Source organism: Stenotrophomonas sp. A3_2, assembly GCF_036624925.1.
Classification (GTDB): Bacteria; Pseudomonadota; Gammaproteobacteria; order Xanthomonadales; family Xanthomonadaceae; genus Stenotrophomonas; species Stenotrophomonas hibiscicola.
The window spans coordinates 21,855-36,164 of record NZ_JAZKVY010000259.1 but is presented as its reverse complement, the minus strand read 5'-3'; the positions used below and the strand labels follow the sequence as shown (position 1 = coordinate 36,164).

Below are 14,310 nucleotides of genomic sequence, written 5' to 3'. Positions count from 1 at the left end.
GGTTGCCGGCCGCTGGCCGGCAACCGGATCAATCAGGCCGCGCGCGCCAGCGCGTCCTTCGCTGCGGCGGTGGTCGACAGATCGAACACATCCACCGCGTCGATCAACCGGTTCGCCTGCTGCTCCAGGCTGCGTGCGGCGGCACTGGCTTCTTCCACCAGCGCGGCATTCTGCTGGGTGGTGCCGTCCATCTGGATCACGGTCTGGCTGACCTGTTCGATGCCCGCGCTCTGCTCCTGCGAGGCGGCGGAGATCTCGGCCATGATGTCAGTGACGCGCTGCACCGAGGCCACGATCTCGGCCATGGTGTCACCGGCCTCACGCACGCGCTGTGCACCGTGCCCCACCTGTTCCACCGAGGCTTCGATCAGCGACTTGATCTCCTTCGCTGCCGCCGCCGAACGCTGTGCCAGCGTGCGCACTTCGCTGGCCACCACGGCGAAGCCGCGGCCCTGCTCGCCGGCGCGTGCCGCTTCCACCGCGGCGTTCAGCGCCAGGATGTTGGTCTGGAAGGCGATGCCATCGATCACGCTGATGATCTCGGCGATCTGCCGCGACGAGGTTTCGATGGCACCCATCATTGCCACCACCTGGCCGACCACGCTGCCGCCGTGAGAGGCAACGGTGTGCGCGCCGATCGCCAGCTGGTTCGCCTGGCGCGCATGCTCGGCGTTCTGGCGCACGGTGGAGGTCAGTTCCTCCATCGATGCCGCCGTCTCTTCCAGGTTGGCGGCCTGCTGTTCGGTACGGCGCGACAGATCGTTGTTGCCGGCGGCGATCTCCGCCGCCGCCGTGTGGATGTTGCCGGAGGCGTGCTTGATGTCGGTGACGATGGTTGCCAGCTGCGTAGCGGTGGTGTTGGCGTCGCCGGCGATACGCGCGAACACGCCCTGGAAATCACCGTGCATGCGCGCGCCGAGGCGGCCATCGGCAATCGCGCGCAGCATGCTGGAGACCTCGCCGAGGTTCAGTTCAGTGGTCTGCATCAATCGGTTCAAGCCGTCGACCATTGCGCGGAAATCATGCTCGAAGCGTGCGCTGTCGCCGCGCTGGCTGAAGTCACCGGCGGCGGCGGCTTCGGCCAGGCGGCGGATCTCGCCGTTGATCATGCCGAGATTGGCCTTGGCCGTATCCAATGCGTTGGTGATCACGGCCTTTTCGCCGGGCAGGCGTTCCATGTCCTGGCTGAGGTCACCGACGGCATAGCGGCCCATGATCGAGATCGCGCGCATCTTCACCTGGATGTGCGCGTCAACCAGCGTGTTGCAGTCGGCCACCATGGTGCCGAACGCGCCCGGGAACGCACTGGCCTCCATGCGATGGCTTATGGTGCCGGCGTCATGCGCCTGCGCCATCGTCGCCTGTGCGTCCAGTACGCCGCGCAGCGTGGACTGCACCGCCTGCATCGCCTGCGCGAGGCGACCGATCTCGTCGCGGCTGCGCACCTGCACCACGTGCTGCAGATCACCGGCGGCCACGGCACGCGCAGCGGCTTCCACCGCCAGCACCGGCTGCACCACTGCGCGCCGCAGCCACCAGGCCAGGCCCATCAGCAGCAACACGGCGGCCAGCACGGTCAGCGCCGCGCACAGCAGCAGGGTCTGCCGGGCCTGCTGCGAACGTGCCGCCAGCGCCGCTTCGGCCACCTGCGTGGCATGCGTACTCAATGCATCCAGAGCGGTCGCCACCGCGCGATCCTTGCCGCGCACCAGGTTGTCGCCGGCGGCCGGGTCGTAGCCGGCCGCGGCAAATGCCTGCAGCGCCGCGTGATAGTCCTGCTGCAGCTGCGCGTGCAGGCCAACGAACGCCTGCGCCAGTTCACGCGTGCGCGCGTCCGGGCTGGTCACCAGGCCCTTGGCCAGCCGTTCGACCAGGCGGCCTTCGTTGTCGAAAGCGTCCAGGTGGCGCTGACGCAACGCGTCGTCGTGGCCGCGGAGCAGCACGTTCTTCCATTCCTGCACCTGGCCGCGGAACTCACGCTGCAGGCGTTCGGCGTCGCGGCTGTGCGTGACTTCGGGCGGAACCTCGGTGGACAACTTGAACCAGGCGGAGGCCAGGCCAGCCAGCGCGCACAGCAGGACCACGGCCAAGCCAACAAACACCGCGCCGAGCAGCTTGGACTGCAGGCGCGGAGCACGGACAGACGCATTCATGGGGAAGCACTCTCGGGAAGGGGCATTGCGGTATCGACCCGCCAAGCTCCCGCTGAAGTGCGACGTAAATCACATTAGCGTTTCGTTTAGTGATGTGAAGGAACTGTTTCATAGGACAAATGTGTCCGTATGGAACAAATGTGGACCCTGGACAGGGGATATAAATGTAACTATCGTAGTTACATGAAGACCGCGAACCCGCTCTCCGACGCCCTTCACGTGATGGCGCATCTGGTCGGCCAGGACGGCCCGCGCACCTCCGAGCAGCTGGCGTCCTGCCTGCCGACCCATCCGGTGGTGATCCGCCGTCTGCTGGCGCAGCTGCACAGGGCGGGCCTGGTTCGCAGCGCCCGTGGCCATGGCGGTGGCAGCCACCTGGCCCGTGATGCTGCAACGATCACCCTGCATGACATCTATCTGGCTGTGGGCGCACCACCGCTGGTGCAGGTCGGCGCCCGCGATTCCGGCGGCGGCTGCCCGATCCAGCAGCTGGTCAACAGCGCTTTGCTGGAGGGTGCACGCGAAGCACAGCGCCTGCTCGAACAGCGCCTGCGGGCGACCACACTGGACAAGCTCGGCGCCGACTTCGCCCGCCACCTCGCCCATCACCGCTCCCTGGAAGGTCACCATGAATCCTGATGTGCTCATCGTCGGCGGCAGTTATGCCGGCATTGCTGCGGGCCTGATCCTGGCCCGTGCCCGCCGCCCGGTCACCGTCATCGATGCCGGTTCACCGCGCAACCGTTTCGCCGGCCATTCGCACGGCGTGCTGGGGCTGGATGGCATCAGCGGCGCCGAGCTGCTGAAGACCGCGCGACAGCAGCTGCTGGACTACCCCACAGTGCGTTGGGTGCATGCCGAAGCCGTGCAGGCCACCGCCCGCGCCGAAGGCGTGGAGTTGCGTACCGCCGATGGCCAGGTGCTGGCCGCGCGCAAGCTGCTGCTGGCCAGCGGTATTGCCGACCAGTTGCCGGCGTTGCCGGGCCTGGCCGAGCGCTGGGGCAGCACCGTGCTGCATTGCCCGTACTGCCATGGCTATGAAGTGGGTGGTGGTGCCATTGGCCTGCTTGGCGGTCATCCGATGTCCGCCAGCAAGGCGCCGCTGTTCGCCGACTGGGGCAATGTCACGTTCTTCAGCATGGGACTGGACATCACGGATGAGGAACGCGCCGCCATGCAGCAGCGCGGCGTGCAGATCGAGACGTCACCCGTGCTGGGCGTGCAGGGCGACCAGCCGACCTGGCTGGAAGTGGAGCTGGCCGACGGCCGCCGAATCGCCCAGCGTGCGTTGTTCGTGCCGGCCACCCAGGCGATGGCCACGCCATTGGTGCAGCAGCTGGGCTGCACGTTGGTCGAGAGCCCGCTGGGCGTGCTGATCGAGGTCGATGCGATGAAGCAGACCTCGGTGCCGAACGTGTATGCCGCAGGCGATGCGACGACGGTCGGCAACATCACCCTGGCCATGGCCGAAGGCGTGCGCGCGGGCATCGGCGTGCACCACGCGCTGGTGGCCGAAGACAGCATCGCGCGCTGAACGTTGCACAGGTAGAGGCCGACCTTGGTCGGCGCTGTTCCATCCACGCATGGCGTGGATCTACTGCAATCGGGTGCGGTGGGTGCCGGTCTGGGCCGGCACCGCTCCGTTACCCCTTCACGCACAACACCTGGCGCAGGGTGTGCACCACGTCGACCAGGTCCAGCTGCGCGGCCATCACATCGTCGATCGACTTGTACGCGGCCGGTGACTCGTCCAGCACGCCGCTGTCCTTGCGGCATTCCACGTGCGCGGTGGCCTCGCGATGCTGGGCCAGCGTGATCTGCTGGCGCGCGGCGCCACGGCTCATCACCCGGCCGGCACCGTGGCTGCAGCTGTGGAAGCTGTCCGCGTTGCCTTTGCCACGCACGATGTAGCTGCGCGTGCCCATGCTGCCGGGAATGATGCCCAGCTCACCCTCGCGAGCGCTGACGGCCCCCTTCCGGGTCACCAGCAGCTCCTGCCCGTGGTGCGTTTCCTTCTGTACATAGTTGTGGTGGCAGTTCACCGCCATTGCCGCCAGCTGGAACTTCGGCAGCCGGTGGCGCATCTCGGCCAGCACGCGCGACATCATCGCCTCGCGGTTCTGCCGGGCGTAGTCCTGCGCCCACGACACGGCTTCGACGTAGTCATCGAACAGCGGCTCGCCTTCCATGAAGAACGCCAGGTCCTTGTCCGGCAGGTGGAAGCCCAGCACGCGCCGGGCCAGTTCCTCGCGCGCCTTCTCGATGAAGTAGGTACCGATCAGGTTGCCGGTGCCGCGCGAGCCGCTGTGCAGCATCACCCACACCGTATCCGTCTCGTCCAGGCACAGTTCGATGAAGTGGTTGCCGCCGCCCAGCGTACCCAGCTGGCGGTCCAGCTTGTCGGTGCGGATCCTGCGGTGCTTGTCCTTGATCTTCTCCAGGCCGTCGGCCAGCCCGGACTGCACCAACCGGGTGTGGATGCTGTCGGGCATGCGGTGATGCTCGCCGCCGCGCCCGTTGCCGACCGGGATGCTGCGCTCGATGCTGTTGCGCAGTTGCCGCAGGTCATCGGGCAGGTCGTTGGCGCGCAGCGTGGTACGCACCGCCGCCATGCCGCAGCCGATGTCGACGCCGACCGCGGCCGGAATGATCGCGCCACGGGTCGGAATCACCGAGCCCACGGTCGCGCCCTTGCCCAGGTGCACGTCCGGCATCACCGCCACCCACGGCCCGACGAACGGGATCGCGGCGATGTTGCGCAGCTGCTCGTGGGCCTGTGCCTCCAGCGGCACACCGTTGACCCAACCCTTGATCGGCGTGGTGCCCTCGGCGTGCAGCCATTGACAGTTCTGTTGCGTGTCCATTGTCTTGTTGAATGTCCTTGATGGGCCGGCGGCGCGTCCCTGCGCCGCCGCGACCCCCTACCTGATCGTCACCAGCTGCTTCAGCACGCCATCCAGGCCGCCGAACACGGTGAGCTTGTCGATCTTCTCGGTGACCTTCTCCAGCGCCTCCAGCTCCTTCAAGCGCATCAGCACCGGGTTGTCCTCGATCAGCTTTGCGGTGTTGAGCTGCGAACGCGTGGCGTTGGCCTCCTCGCGGCGACGGATCACGCTGGCCTGGGCCTGCTTCTCGGCCAGCACCACGCCGTTGAGGATCTCCTTCATCTCGCCCGGCAGGATCACGTCCTTGATGCCCACGCCGAGCAGCCGCACGCCATGGCCCTCGATCGCCGCCTGCACATGGGCAGCGATCTCGCCGTCCAGTGCCGCCTTGTCGCCCAGCAGCTCGTCCAGGCTGCGTGCGGCGATCGCCTGGCGCAGGCCGAACTGCAGCTGCCGATAGATGAACTCATCGGCATTGCTCAGCGTGCGGTGTGCACGCACCGGGTCGACCACCTGCACGGTCGCGGCCAGGTTCACCCGCAGGGTCACCTTGTCGCGGCTGAGCAGTTCCTGGCCGGACACGTCCAGCGAACGCGCACGCAGCTCCACGCGCTCCACCGACACGTTGCCGTTGAAGTTCCAGAACGCGTGCAGGCCGGCGTCCAGCGTCTGGCGCAGCGTGCCATCGATGAACAGCAGGCCGACCGACTCGCTCGGCACGGTGCTGATCACCGCGACACGCGGCAGCACGCCCAGCTGGCCCAGGCGCTGCTGCACGTCCAGCGGGATGCGCGGCTCGTCACCCAGCGCCATCACGCGTACCTGGGTGTCGACCGAACCGCGCCAGTACAGACGGCGGCTGCCCGGCGGCAGCACCTCGTCGATGCGGCCGTTGCGCAGCAACAGGCCTACCTCGCCGGCGCCGACGTTGGCCAGCACGAAGTGCGTGTCCAGCTGTGCGCCCAGCGCTTCGATCAGGCTGTCCTGGTCGCTGCCGGTGTAGGCCGCGCCCTTCGATGCGTTGTGGAGGTCCACGTGCGGCCGGCCGCCGAACGGCGACAGGCGGTGCACGCCCGGCAGCAGGATCTGCTGGAAACGACGGTTGCGATACACCAGGCCGCGCTCGCCGTCGCCGATCACGACCTTGATGGTCCAGAACATGGGAGTCTCTCCTTGTATGGCTCTGGTGGTCCGACCCGATGCGGATGAATCACCATGACCCGGGTCGATCAGGTCGTGGCGAGGCCGCCTGCACACCACGTGCAGGCGGCGGAAGAGGGCGGCCATCGGCGGACGGTCCGCGCGCGGAGCCTTCGGTGCACCGGCAGTGCTGCCATCGTCGTTCCCGGCAGGCAGCACCGGGGCGGAACGTGGCTGGCAGTGGCGGCGGGCCGGAGCCCGGTGTGCGCTCCGTTGCCTTCCACGTTCCTGCCCGAACGCGATGTCCGTGGACGGCGACGATGGCCGCTGGGGCTTGCGCCCCGGGTGTTGCTTCAAGTCATGACGTGACAGGTCATGTGGTTTGGAGTGGGAATCGAACCCACGACAGACGGATTACGGATCCGTTGCTCTGACCAAGCTGAGCTATCCAGTTGGGGACCGCGCGGAATCGAACCGCGTACCGGCGAACCGGCGCCTGCCTCCAGCAGGCGATCCAGGCGATGGCATGTCCGCGACCTCCGGCATACGCCACGGCAACGCCGCGCGCACCAGCCCGTGGTGGAAACGGGACCGTTGGAGAATCGAGGGTGCAGGCCGCCGACATTATCGGCGAGCGATAATGTTTGGGTGCGATGCAGATAATGTCCAGGCGCTGCCGGTCGCGCGAAGTAAATCCTTCGGCGGGGCGGGAAAAACCTGGGTCAGTGAGCGGCGGGTTGCCGCGCGGGGTGCAGTTCTGGCATCGCGGGTCCTTGTGCCGACGCAAACGAAAACGCCCCCGGGACTTGCGTTCCGAGGGCGTCGTCAGGCCTCGGAGATCGGGGTGGCCGATCTCCGCAGGGCGGGTATCAGGCCGTTGTCAGCTGGTCTTCCTTGCCGAACGCGCGCGCCAGCACGTCCATGCGCAGGCATGGCAGTAGTTTGGCGGTGGCGACGGAGTGCGCGTTCAAGGGAGTTTTCCAGTGGTTGTTGAAACGAGGTGCGCACGATAAACCACGATTTAGTCGCGCGCAACCATTTTGTTCAATTATTTTCTTCGCTGTTGTGCAATGCCGGCCAGCGGCCGGCACTACAACTCAGGCTTCCGCGCTGGCGGCATCCAGCTGCGCGACGTCCTGCACGCTCAACGACAGGTTGGCCGCTGCCAGCAGATCGTGCAGCTGTTCGACGCTGGTGGCGCTGACGATCGGCGCAGTGATCGACGGCCGCGCGATCTGCCACGCCAGCGCGATCTGTGCGGCGCTGGCGCCGTGCTTGCTGGCCACGTCATCCAGTGCCTGCAGGATGCGCAGGCCGCGCGGATTCAGATAGCGCTTCACCACGTTCTCGCCACGCGCCGGGCTCTTGGCTGCATCGGCCGGCGTGCGGTACTTGCCGCTGAGGAAGCCGCTGGCCAGCGCGTAGTAGCCGATCACGCCGATCTGTTCGCGCTGCACCAGCGGTTCCAGTTCCTTTTCGTAGCCGGCGCGGTCATACAGGTTGTACTCCGGCTGCAGCGTTTCGTAACGCGGCAGCCTGTAGTCGGTGGACACCTTCAGCGCATCGGCCAGGCGCGTGGCGCTGTAGTTGGAAGCACCGATCGCACGCACCTTGCCAGCTTCGATCAACCGGCCGAACGCAGCCAGGGTCGCTTCCAGCGGCGTCGACTCGTCATCCTCGTGGGCCTGGTACAGATCGATCACGTCGGTCTGCAGGCGGCGCAGCGAATCCTCGACCGCCGCAGTGATGTTGTCCGGGGTCAGGCCGGGGCGTTCGGCCCACTTGGCCACCTTGGTCGCCAGCACCACCTTGTCGCGCTTGCCGCTGCGCGCGAACCACTTGCCGATCAGCGTTTCCGATTCGCCGCCGGCGTTGCCCGGCACCCAGGCCGAATACACATCGGCGGTGTCGACCAGGTTGAAGCCGGCGTCGACGAAGGCATCGAGCAGGGCGAAGCTGGCCTTCTCATCGGCGCTCCAGCCGAACACGTTGCCACCGAAGGCGAGCGGACGTACATGCAGGCCGGAACGGCCCAGTTCGCGGGTTGCCGTCATGGGCACGGACTCCTTGGGGGAAGTGCTCCAGAATAGAACGCGTAGTGTGACCGTGCTGCGGCGGTGACCACAAAACAGTGTTCCGCGCCGCGCACGCCGCTAACGTTTTGTGAACACCTGGGACGCCGCGGCTGCTAGTCTCGCCGCATCTTCCGTTGGAGTCGTCCCGATGATGCCCTCTTCGTCCCTGCGTGGTTGCCGCCTGCTGCTTGCCTCGGCCCTGCTTGCCGCTGTTCCCGCGTTCGCCGCACCGGCCACGGTGGTGCCGGCGAAGATCCAGGTGTCGCCGGCCATCGATGCGGCGGTGAAGGCGTCGACCCGTGATGCCAACAACGTCAAGCGCGATGGCTTCCGTCATCCGGCGCAGACGCTGTCGTTCTTCAAGGTGGCACCGGAAAAGACCGTCATCGAGATCACCCCCGGCAACGGCTGGTACTCGGAGATCCTGGCGCCGCTGTTGCACGACAAGGGCCACTACGTTGCTGCGGTGGTCGATCCGATGGCGGTGCCCGAAGGCCGCGGCCGTGACTACCAGCAGCGCAGCCGCGACAGCCTGGAGAAGAAGTACGCCGGTGCGCCGGCACAGTTCGGCAAGACTGCCGTGGTCGCCTACGATCCGGCCAAGCCGGTGTTCGGCCCGGCCAATTCAGCCGATGTGGTGCTGACCTTCCGCAACGTGCACAACTGGCGCAAGGCCGGCCAGGCGCAGGGCATGTTCCAGGGCTTCTTCAACGTGCTCAAGCCGGGCGGCGTGCTGGGCGTGGTCGAGCATCGTGCCAAGGCCGACGTAGCCGACGACGATGACACCGGCTATGTCGGCCAGCAGCAGGTGATCGCGATGGCCGAGGCCGCCGGTTTCAAGCTGGATGCTCGCAGCGAGGTCAACGCCAACCCGCGCGACACCAAGGACCACCCGAACGGCGTGTGGACGCTGCCGCCGACCAACCAGCACGACAAGGCCGACGATGCGAAGTACCAGGCGATCGGCGAAAGCGACCGCATGACCCTGCGCTTCATCAAGCCGTAGCGGGCGGCGCCGGGCTGCGCCCGGTGAGCGCTGCGGCGTCACAATGGACGTAACGTGTATCCGCCGGGCGTGGCCCGGCCCTGCTGCCAATGGAGTGGACAGTTGAAGAAGGTGTTCTATATCGCTGTTGCAGTGCTGGTGTTGGCGCGGCTGATTGACTTCGTGTTCTACGGTGGCCATGCCTACGACCTGGTGGCGACCGTGGGGTTTGCCGTGCTGTTTGCCGGTGCGCTGCTGGAGGAGCGTGCGCGTGCCATGAATCCGCCGCCGGTTCGCCTGCGGCGCCGGGCCAATGTCATCGCGGCGTGCGGCATCGCACTGGTGCTGGGCTCTTTCCTGCTGGAGTGGAAGGTCTTCGGTTGATCGCGCCGCAGCCTCGGCCGGCGTGATGCCCGGCAGCACCGGGGCCGCGCTCGGCCGAGGTTGCGCGGCATGGGACAATGCTGCACCTGCCGCCCGTCGTGCCCGCAATGCTGATCGCCTTCAACAAGCCCTTCAACGTGCTCTGCCAGTTCACCGACCGCAGCGTACCGCCGCGGCCGACGCTGGCCGGGTTCGGCCTGCCGCCGCGCGTGTATGCCGCCGGTCGCCTGGACCATGACAGCGAAGGCCTGCTGCTGCTGACGGATAACGGTACGCTGGCGCACAAGCTGACCGACCCCAGGCATAAGGCCGACAAGACCTACTGGGTGCAGGTGGAAGGCACCCCCAGCGATGAGCAGCTGCAACGGCTGCGCGATGGGGTGGAGCTGAATGACGGACCGACCCTGCCGGCGAAGATCGAGCGCCTCGATCCGTCGCCGTCGCTGTGGACACGCGATCCGCCGGTGCGCTTCCGCAAGACCGTGCCCGACAGTTGGCTGGCGATCACGATCCGCGAGGGCCGCAACCGCCAGGTGCGGCGGATGACCGCGGCGGTGAACCTGCCGACGCTGCGGCTGGTCCGCGTGTCGATGGGACCCTACCGCCTGGACGACCTGCAGCCGGGGCAGTGGCGGCAGATCGGCTGAAACAGGAAGGGCCGGATACCCTACGGTATCCGGCCCTCATAGCGGGCTGATGGGCTCAGTTCCTGCGGAAGGAAGCCGACCCCGGCAGACTCAGGCGTCGCTGCCGATATCGCTGTGCTCGTCCACCACGGTGTCGTTGCGGCGGTCACGCGCATTGATGCGCTGCGCCTGGCCATTCACCACGTGGCCGTTGGCGGCCTTCTTTTTCTGCTGCTTGCGGTACAGCGCATAGCCGAGCAGGCCGACACCCACCGCAGCGGCGGCAATGGTCACCGCCGGGTTGCGCCGGGCGAACTTGGTGGCCACCTTGCCACCGGTCTTGACGGCGCCCAGCGCCGCGCCGGTCTTGATCCAGTCACTGGCCTGCGGCCCAAGGTGGCGCAGGCTGCCACCGGCACTCTTCAGGCCGTCGCCGGCGCTGTGGGCCAGGTCCAGGGCGCGCTCCAGAGCGCGGTCGGTGATTACGGTCAGCTTGCTCATGCGGGGGTCCTTTGCCTCGGGTCGAAGTCCAGTGTCGCGTGTTGTCCGTAAACGGTATGTCAGTCGAGGTGGCACGCGGTGTGACTTTACCGCAGCCATTCAGGATCAGGCAGGGTCCGGCTACGTCCCGCGCGGCTTGGCCCGATGCGTGGCCGTGGCCGTCCACGGGTCATCCGGCCACGGATGGCGCGGATAACGGCCCTTCATTTCCTTTTTCACCTCGGCGTAGGTGCTTTCCCAGAAGTTGCGCAGGTCCTGGGTGACCTGCAGCGGGCGGCCGCCGGGGGAGAGCAGGTGCAGGGTCAGCGGCACGCGGCCATCGGCGATGCGCGGCGTGTCGGCCAGGCCGAACAGTTCCTGCAGCTTCACCGCCAGCACCGGCGGCAGCGGGTCGCCGCTCTCGCTGTCCAGTGCGTAGGTGATCGGCCGCTCCAACCCAGAGGGCACGGTGATGCGGGTCGGTGCATGACGCTCGACCAGCTGCCGTTGTGACCACTCCAGGGGCGACTTCAGCGCCTCGCCGAAGCTGGATTCATCCAGCGCATCCAGTCGCGTCCTGCCGGCGAACGCGGGCTGCAGCCATTGTGCGCGCGTGGCCAGCAGGGCGTCGTCGCTGCAGTCGGGCAGGCCGAGCTCGGGCATCCAGCGGCGCAGCGATTCCACCCGTGCCTGCCACTGGCGCAGGCCTTCGGTCCACGGCAGCGCCTGCAGGCCGAGCTCGGCCACCGCATCGGTCAGCGCCTGCGCGGCGTGCTGCGGATCGACCCGGCCGGCCGAGCGGCTGTCCATCACGATCCGGTCGAAACGGGTCTCGCGCAGGGCCACCAGGGCGCGGCGCTCGCTGTCCCAGCGCACCACGTCTTCGGTGACGAAGCGCTCCGGCCACGCATGGCGCAGAGCACTTTCATCGACCGGTGCGGCACGCAGCAACAACGCATCGCGCGCCTCGAAGCGCAGTTCGCTGGCCACCAGCCACGGCTCACCGCGCAGGTCGCTCAGCTCGTGCAGGCGCGCGCTGCGGCCATTGGCCAGCAAGTAGCGCAGAGGATCGCTGGGATGCTGGAAGCCAATTCGATCGGGGAAGGCATGAGCGAGCAGGTCGCCCAGCTCATGGGCCTCGATGCTGGCCGGCGGCGTGGCTTCGCAGCGCAGGCGGCGACGCCACTGCTTGGCGGCGGCATCGATCGCGGCCAGCCCGCTGCGGTTGGCATCGCCCGGTGTGCGGCCATTGCGGAACGCGGCCAGTGCGCGCCAGCGGGCCGCCAGCGCGTCGCCGCCCTGGCGCAACGGGTCGCGCGCCTCCAGCAGCGCGGCCAGGTCGGCAGCCAGCGCCTGGGCGCGGGCATCGGGCGCTGCCAGCAGCATCGCCGCCATCCGTGGATGCGTGCCCAGCGCCAGCACACGCCGGCCCAGTTCGGTGATCGCGCCACTGCTGGACAGGGCGCCGAGCCGCTGCAGCAGTTCGCGCGCCGCGCCCATCGGACCCGCCGGGGGCGGATCGAGGAAGCGCAGATCGCTGCTGCCCCAGGCCGCCAGTTCCAGTGCCAGTCCGGCCAGTTCCACCTGGTCGATTTCGGCGCGGCGCTGCGGTTCCAGCCGCTGCGACTGTGGCCACAGCCGCCAGGCCACGCCCTCGGCGACGCGGCCGGCGCGGCCCGCGCGCTGGTCGGCCGACGCCTGCGCGATGGCCACCACGTCCAGCCGGGTGAACCCACTGTTGGGGTCGTAGCGCGGTTCGCGTGCCTGGCCGCTGTCGATCACCACGCGCACGCCGGGCAACGTCACCGACGACTCGGCGACGTTGGTCGCCAGCACCACGCGCCGGCGGCCATCGCTGGCCACCTGAAGTACGCGCGCCTGTTGTTCCACGGGCAGTTCACCGTGCAGCGCCAGGACCTCGACATCGCCATTGAGCGATTCCTGCAGACCCGCCTGCACCCGCGCGATCTCGCGCTGGCCGGGCAGGAACACCAGCAGGTCACCGGGGTGCTCGGCCAGGGCCTGCTGCACCGCGCGGCGCACCTGCAGTTCCAGCGCCTCATCGCGGCGCGCCGGGAAATGGCTGATCGCCACCGGGTAGCTGCGGCCCTCGCTGCTCAGCCGCGGCGCATCGAGAAAACGTGCCAGCCGCTCGCCGTCCAGCGTGGCCGACATCACCACCAGGCGCAGGTCATCGCGCAGCTGCGCCTGCACATCCAGCGCCAGCGCCAGGCCGAGGTCGCCGCTGAGATGGCGCTCGTGGAATTCGTCGAACAGGATCGCACCGACCTCTTCCAGCATCGGGTCGTCCTGCAGCATGCGGGTCAGGATGCCTTCGGTGACGACCTCGATGCGCGTGCGCGCCGAAACCTTGTTTTCGAAGCGGATGCGGTAGCCGACCGTGCCACCGACCTCCTCGCCCAGCTGCCGCGCCATGAACAGCGCGGCGCTGCGGGCGGCGACCCGCCGTGGTTCCAGCAGGATGATCTTGCGGCCCTGCAGCCACGGTGCGTCGAGCAGTGCCAGTGGCACCTGGGTGGTCTTGCCGGCACCGGGCGGGGCCTCCAGCACCAGTCGCTGCTGCGCGGCCAGGTGTTGCTGGATCTGCGGCAGCAGCGGGGAAATCGGGAAGAGCGGGGCGTTCATGTGCAAAGGATAAGGGGGCACGGCGGGCGCAGGTACAATGCGCGGGCACTTTTCCCCCGCGATGACCATGCACCTGATCGATATCGGCGCCAACCTGACCCACGACTCCTTCGACCGCGACCGCGATGCCGTGCTGGACCGCGCGCGCCAGGCCGGCGTGGTGCAGATGGTCATCACCGGCGCCAGCCGCGAGCACTCGCCGTTGGCGGTGCAGCTGGCCCAGCAGCACCCCGGTTTCCTGTACGCCACCGCCGGCGTGCACCCGCACCACGCGGTGGAATACACCGAGGAATGCGATGCCGAGATGCGCGCGCTGCACGCGCATCCGGAAGTGGTGGCGGTGGGGGAGTGCGGGCTGGACTACTTCCGTGACTTCTCGCCGCGCCCGGCGCAGCACCGCGCGTTCGAGCGCCAGCTGCAGCTGGCTGCGGACAATGGCAAGCCGCTGTTCCTGCACCAGCGTGATGCGCATGCCGACTTCATGGCACAGATGAAGAACTTCGAAGGTCGCATCGGCCCGGCGGTGGTGCATTGCTTCACCGGCGAACGCGATGAACTGTTCGATTACCTGGACCAGGACTGGTACATCGGCATCACCGGTTGGCTGTGCGACGAGCGCCGTGGCGCGCACCTGCGCGAACTGGTGAAGAACATCCCGGCCAACCGCCTGATGATCGAGACCGACGCACCGTACCTGCTGCCGCGCACGCTGAAGCCGATGCCGAAGGACCGCCGCAACGAACCGATGTTCCTTTCGCATATCGTGGAAGAACTGGCACGTGACCGTGGCGAGGACGTTGCAGTGACGGCGGCCAATGCGACTGCGGCGACGCGTGCGTTCTTCCGCCTGCCCGACGCGGGTTGATCCGTAGAGCCGAGCCCATGCTCGGCTCATCGCGCGCAGCGCGACGGACACGGAGAGCAGCCGAGCATGGG

The 14,310-nt window shown here is 67.9% G+C and carries 12 protein-coding genes and 1 tRNA gene; 6 read left to right on the top strand and 7 right to left on the bottom strand.

Annotated features, from left to right (window positions below; translation table 11 throughout):
• Nucleotides 1–32: 32 nt before the first annotated feature.
• On the bottom strand, nucleotides 33–2,153 hold the full coding sequence (locus R5H29_RS12025; protein WP_332329223.1) for a methyl-accepting chemotaxis protein: 2,121 nt from the start codon (nucleotides 2,151–2,153) through the stop codon (nucleotides 33–35).
• Between the two features lie 183 nt (nucleotides 2,154–2,336).
• On the opposite strand from R5H29_RS12025, the gene R5H29_RS12020 reads away from it, so the two are divergent.
• A complete protein-coding gene (locus R5H29_RS12020) occupies nucleotides 2,337–2,792 on the top strand; it encodes an Rrf2 family transcriptional regulator (protein ID WP_065177851.1) in 456 nt (151 codons plus the stop codon).
• A complete protein-coding gene (locus R5H29_RS12015; protein ID WP_332329222.1) occupies nucleotides 2,782–3,687 on the top strand; it encodes an NAD(P)/FAD-dependent oxidoreductase in 906 nt (301 codons plus the stop codon). The genes R5H29_RS12020 and R5H29_RS12015 overlap by 11 nt, the downstream gene beginning before the upstream one ends.
• Nucleotides 3,688–3,796: 109 nt before the next feature.
• On the opposite strand, the gene R5H29_RS12010 is transcribed toward R5H29_RS12015, so the two are convergent.
• From R5H29_RS12010 to R5H29_RS11995, 4 genes are all read right to left on the bottom strand, one after another.
• Nucleotides 3,797–5,017 (bottom strand): RtcB family protein, encoded by a 1,221-nt coding sequence (locus R5H29_RS12010; protein ID WP_227845120.1) that lies wholly within the window; start codon nucleotides 5,015–5,017, stop codon nucleotides 3,797–3,799.
• Between the two features lie 57 nt (nucleotides 5,018–5,074).
• Nucleotides 5,075–6,199, bottom strand: coding sequence for a slipin family protein (locus R5H29_RS12005; RefSeq protein WP_241872933.1), 1,125 nt, complete (start codon nucleotides 6,197–6,199; stop codon nucleotides 5,075–5,077).
• Between the two features lie 357 nt (nucleotides 6,200–6,556).
• Nucleotides 6,557–6,630: transfer RNA gene (locus R5H29_RS12000), tRNA-Thr, on the bottom strand.
• Between the two features lie 645 nt (nucleotides 6,631–7,275).
• Nucleotides 7,276–8,232, bottom strand: a complete 957-nt coding sequence (locus tag R5H29_RS11995) for an aldo/keto reductase (RefSeq protein WP_332329221.1) — start codon at nucleotides 8,230–8,232, stop codon at nucleotides 7,276–7,278.
• Between the two features lie 169 nt (nucleotides 8,233–8,401).
• Here R5H29_RS11995 and R5H29_RS11990 point away from each other — a divergent pair, with 169 nt between their 5' ends.
• The 3 genes from R5H29_RS11990 to R5H29_RS11980 all read left to right on the top strand — a co-directional run bounded on the left by R5H29_RS11990 (nucleotide 8,402) and on the right by R5H29_RS11980 (nucleotide 10,269).
• Nucleotides 8,402–9,259: a class I SAM-dependent methyltransferase gene (locus R5H29_RS11990; RefSeq protein ID WP_164144057.1), complete on the top strand. Its 858-nt coding sequence runs from the start codon at nucleotides 8,402–8,404 to the stop codon at nucleotides 9,257–9,259.
• 111 nt (nucleotides 9,260–9,370) lie between these two features.
• Nucleotides 9,371–9,622 carry a hypothetical protein gene (locus R5H29_RS11985; protein WP_224329425.1) on the top strand — a complete coding sequence of 84 codons (252 nt, stop codon included), beginning with the start codon at nucleotides 9,371–9,373 and terminating at the stop codon, nucleotides 9,620–9,622.
• Between the two features lie 107 nt (nucleotides 9,623–9,729).
• Nucleotides 9,730–10,269: a pseudouridine synthase gene (locus tag R5H29_RS11980; protein ID WP_164144069.1), complete on the top strand. Its 540-nt coding sequence runs from the start codon at nucleotides 9,730–9,732 to the stop codon at nucleotides 10,267–10,269.
• A 90-nt stretch (nucleotides 10,270–10,359) separates the two neighbouring features.
• Here the strand turns inward: R5H29_RS11980 and R5H29_RS11975 are convergent, their stop codons facing one another.
• Entirely contained in the window at nucleotides 10,360–10,749 is a 390-nt protein-coding gene (locus R5H29_RS11975) for a hypothetical protein (protein WP_019661686.1), read from the bottom strand.
• 120 nt (nucleotides 10,750–10,869) lie between these two features.
• The gene (hrpB, locus tag R5H29_RS11970; protein ID WP_332329220.1) at nucleotides 10,870–13,374 is read right to left on the bottom strand and encodes an ATP-dependent helicase HrpB; all 2,505 of its coding nucleotides are present in this window, start codon (nucleotides 13,372–13,374) and stop codon (nucleotides 10,870–10,872) included.
• Nucleotides 13,375–13,441: 67 nt separating this feature from the next.
• Between hrpB and R5H29_RS11965 the strand changes: the two genes are divergently transcribed.
• On the top strand, nucleotides 13,442–14,239 hold the full coding sequence (locus tag R5H29_RS11965) for a TatD family hydrolase (RefSeq protein WP_071228618.1): 798 nt from the start codon (nucleotides 13,442–13,444) through the stop codon (nucleotides 14,237–14,239).
• The last annotated feature ends 71 nt before the right edge of the window (nucleotides 14,240–14,310 follow it).

Bases quoted from the DNA above. Each gene is read 5' to 3' on its own strand.
- R5H29_RS12025 (WP_332329223.1), bottom strand. From the start codon at position 2,153: ATGAATGCGTCTGTCCGTGCTCCGCGCCTGCAGTCCAAGCTGCTCGGC.
- R5H29_RS12005 (WP_241872933.1), bottom strand. From the start codon at position 6,199: ATGTTCTGGACCATCAAGGTCGTGATCGGCGACGGCGAGCGCGGCCTG.
- R5H29_RS12010 (WP_227845120.1), bottom strand. From the start codon at position 5,017: ATGGACACGCAACAGAACTGTCAATGGCTGCACGCCGAGGGCACCACG.
- hrpB (WP_332329220.1), bottom strand. From the start codon at position 13,374: ATGAACGCCCCGCTCTTCCCGATTTCCCCGCTGCTGCCGCAGATCCAG.
- R5H29_RS12015 (WP_332329222.1), top strand. From the start codon at position 2,782: ATGAATCCTGATGTGCTCATCGTCGGCGGCAGTTATGCCGGCATTGCT.
- R5H29_RS11975 (WP_019661686.1), bottom strand. From the start codon at position 10,749: ATGAGCAAGCTGACCGTAATCACCGACCGCGCTCTGGAGCGCGCCCTG.
- R5H29_RS11965 (WP_071228618.1), top strand. From the start codon at position 13,442: ATGCACCTGATCGATATCGGCGCCAACCTGACCCACGACTCCTTCGAC.
- R5H29_RS11990 (WP_164144057.1), top strand. From the start codon at position 8,402: ATGATGCCCTCTTCGTCCCTGCGTGGTTGCCGCCTGCTGCTTGCCTCG.
- R5H29_RS11995 (WP_332329221.1), bottom strand. From the start codon at position 8,232: ATGACGGCAACCCGCGAACTGGGCCGTTCCGGCCTGCATGTACGTCCG.
- R5H29_RS11980 (WP_164144069.1), top strand. From the start codon at position 9,730: ATGCTGATCGCCTTCAACAAGCCCTTCAACGTGCTCTGCCAGTTCACC.
- R5H29_RS12020 (WP_065177851.1), top strand. From the start codon at position 2,337: ATGAAGACCGCGAACCCGCTCTCCGACGCCCTTCACGTGATGGCGCAT.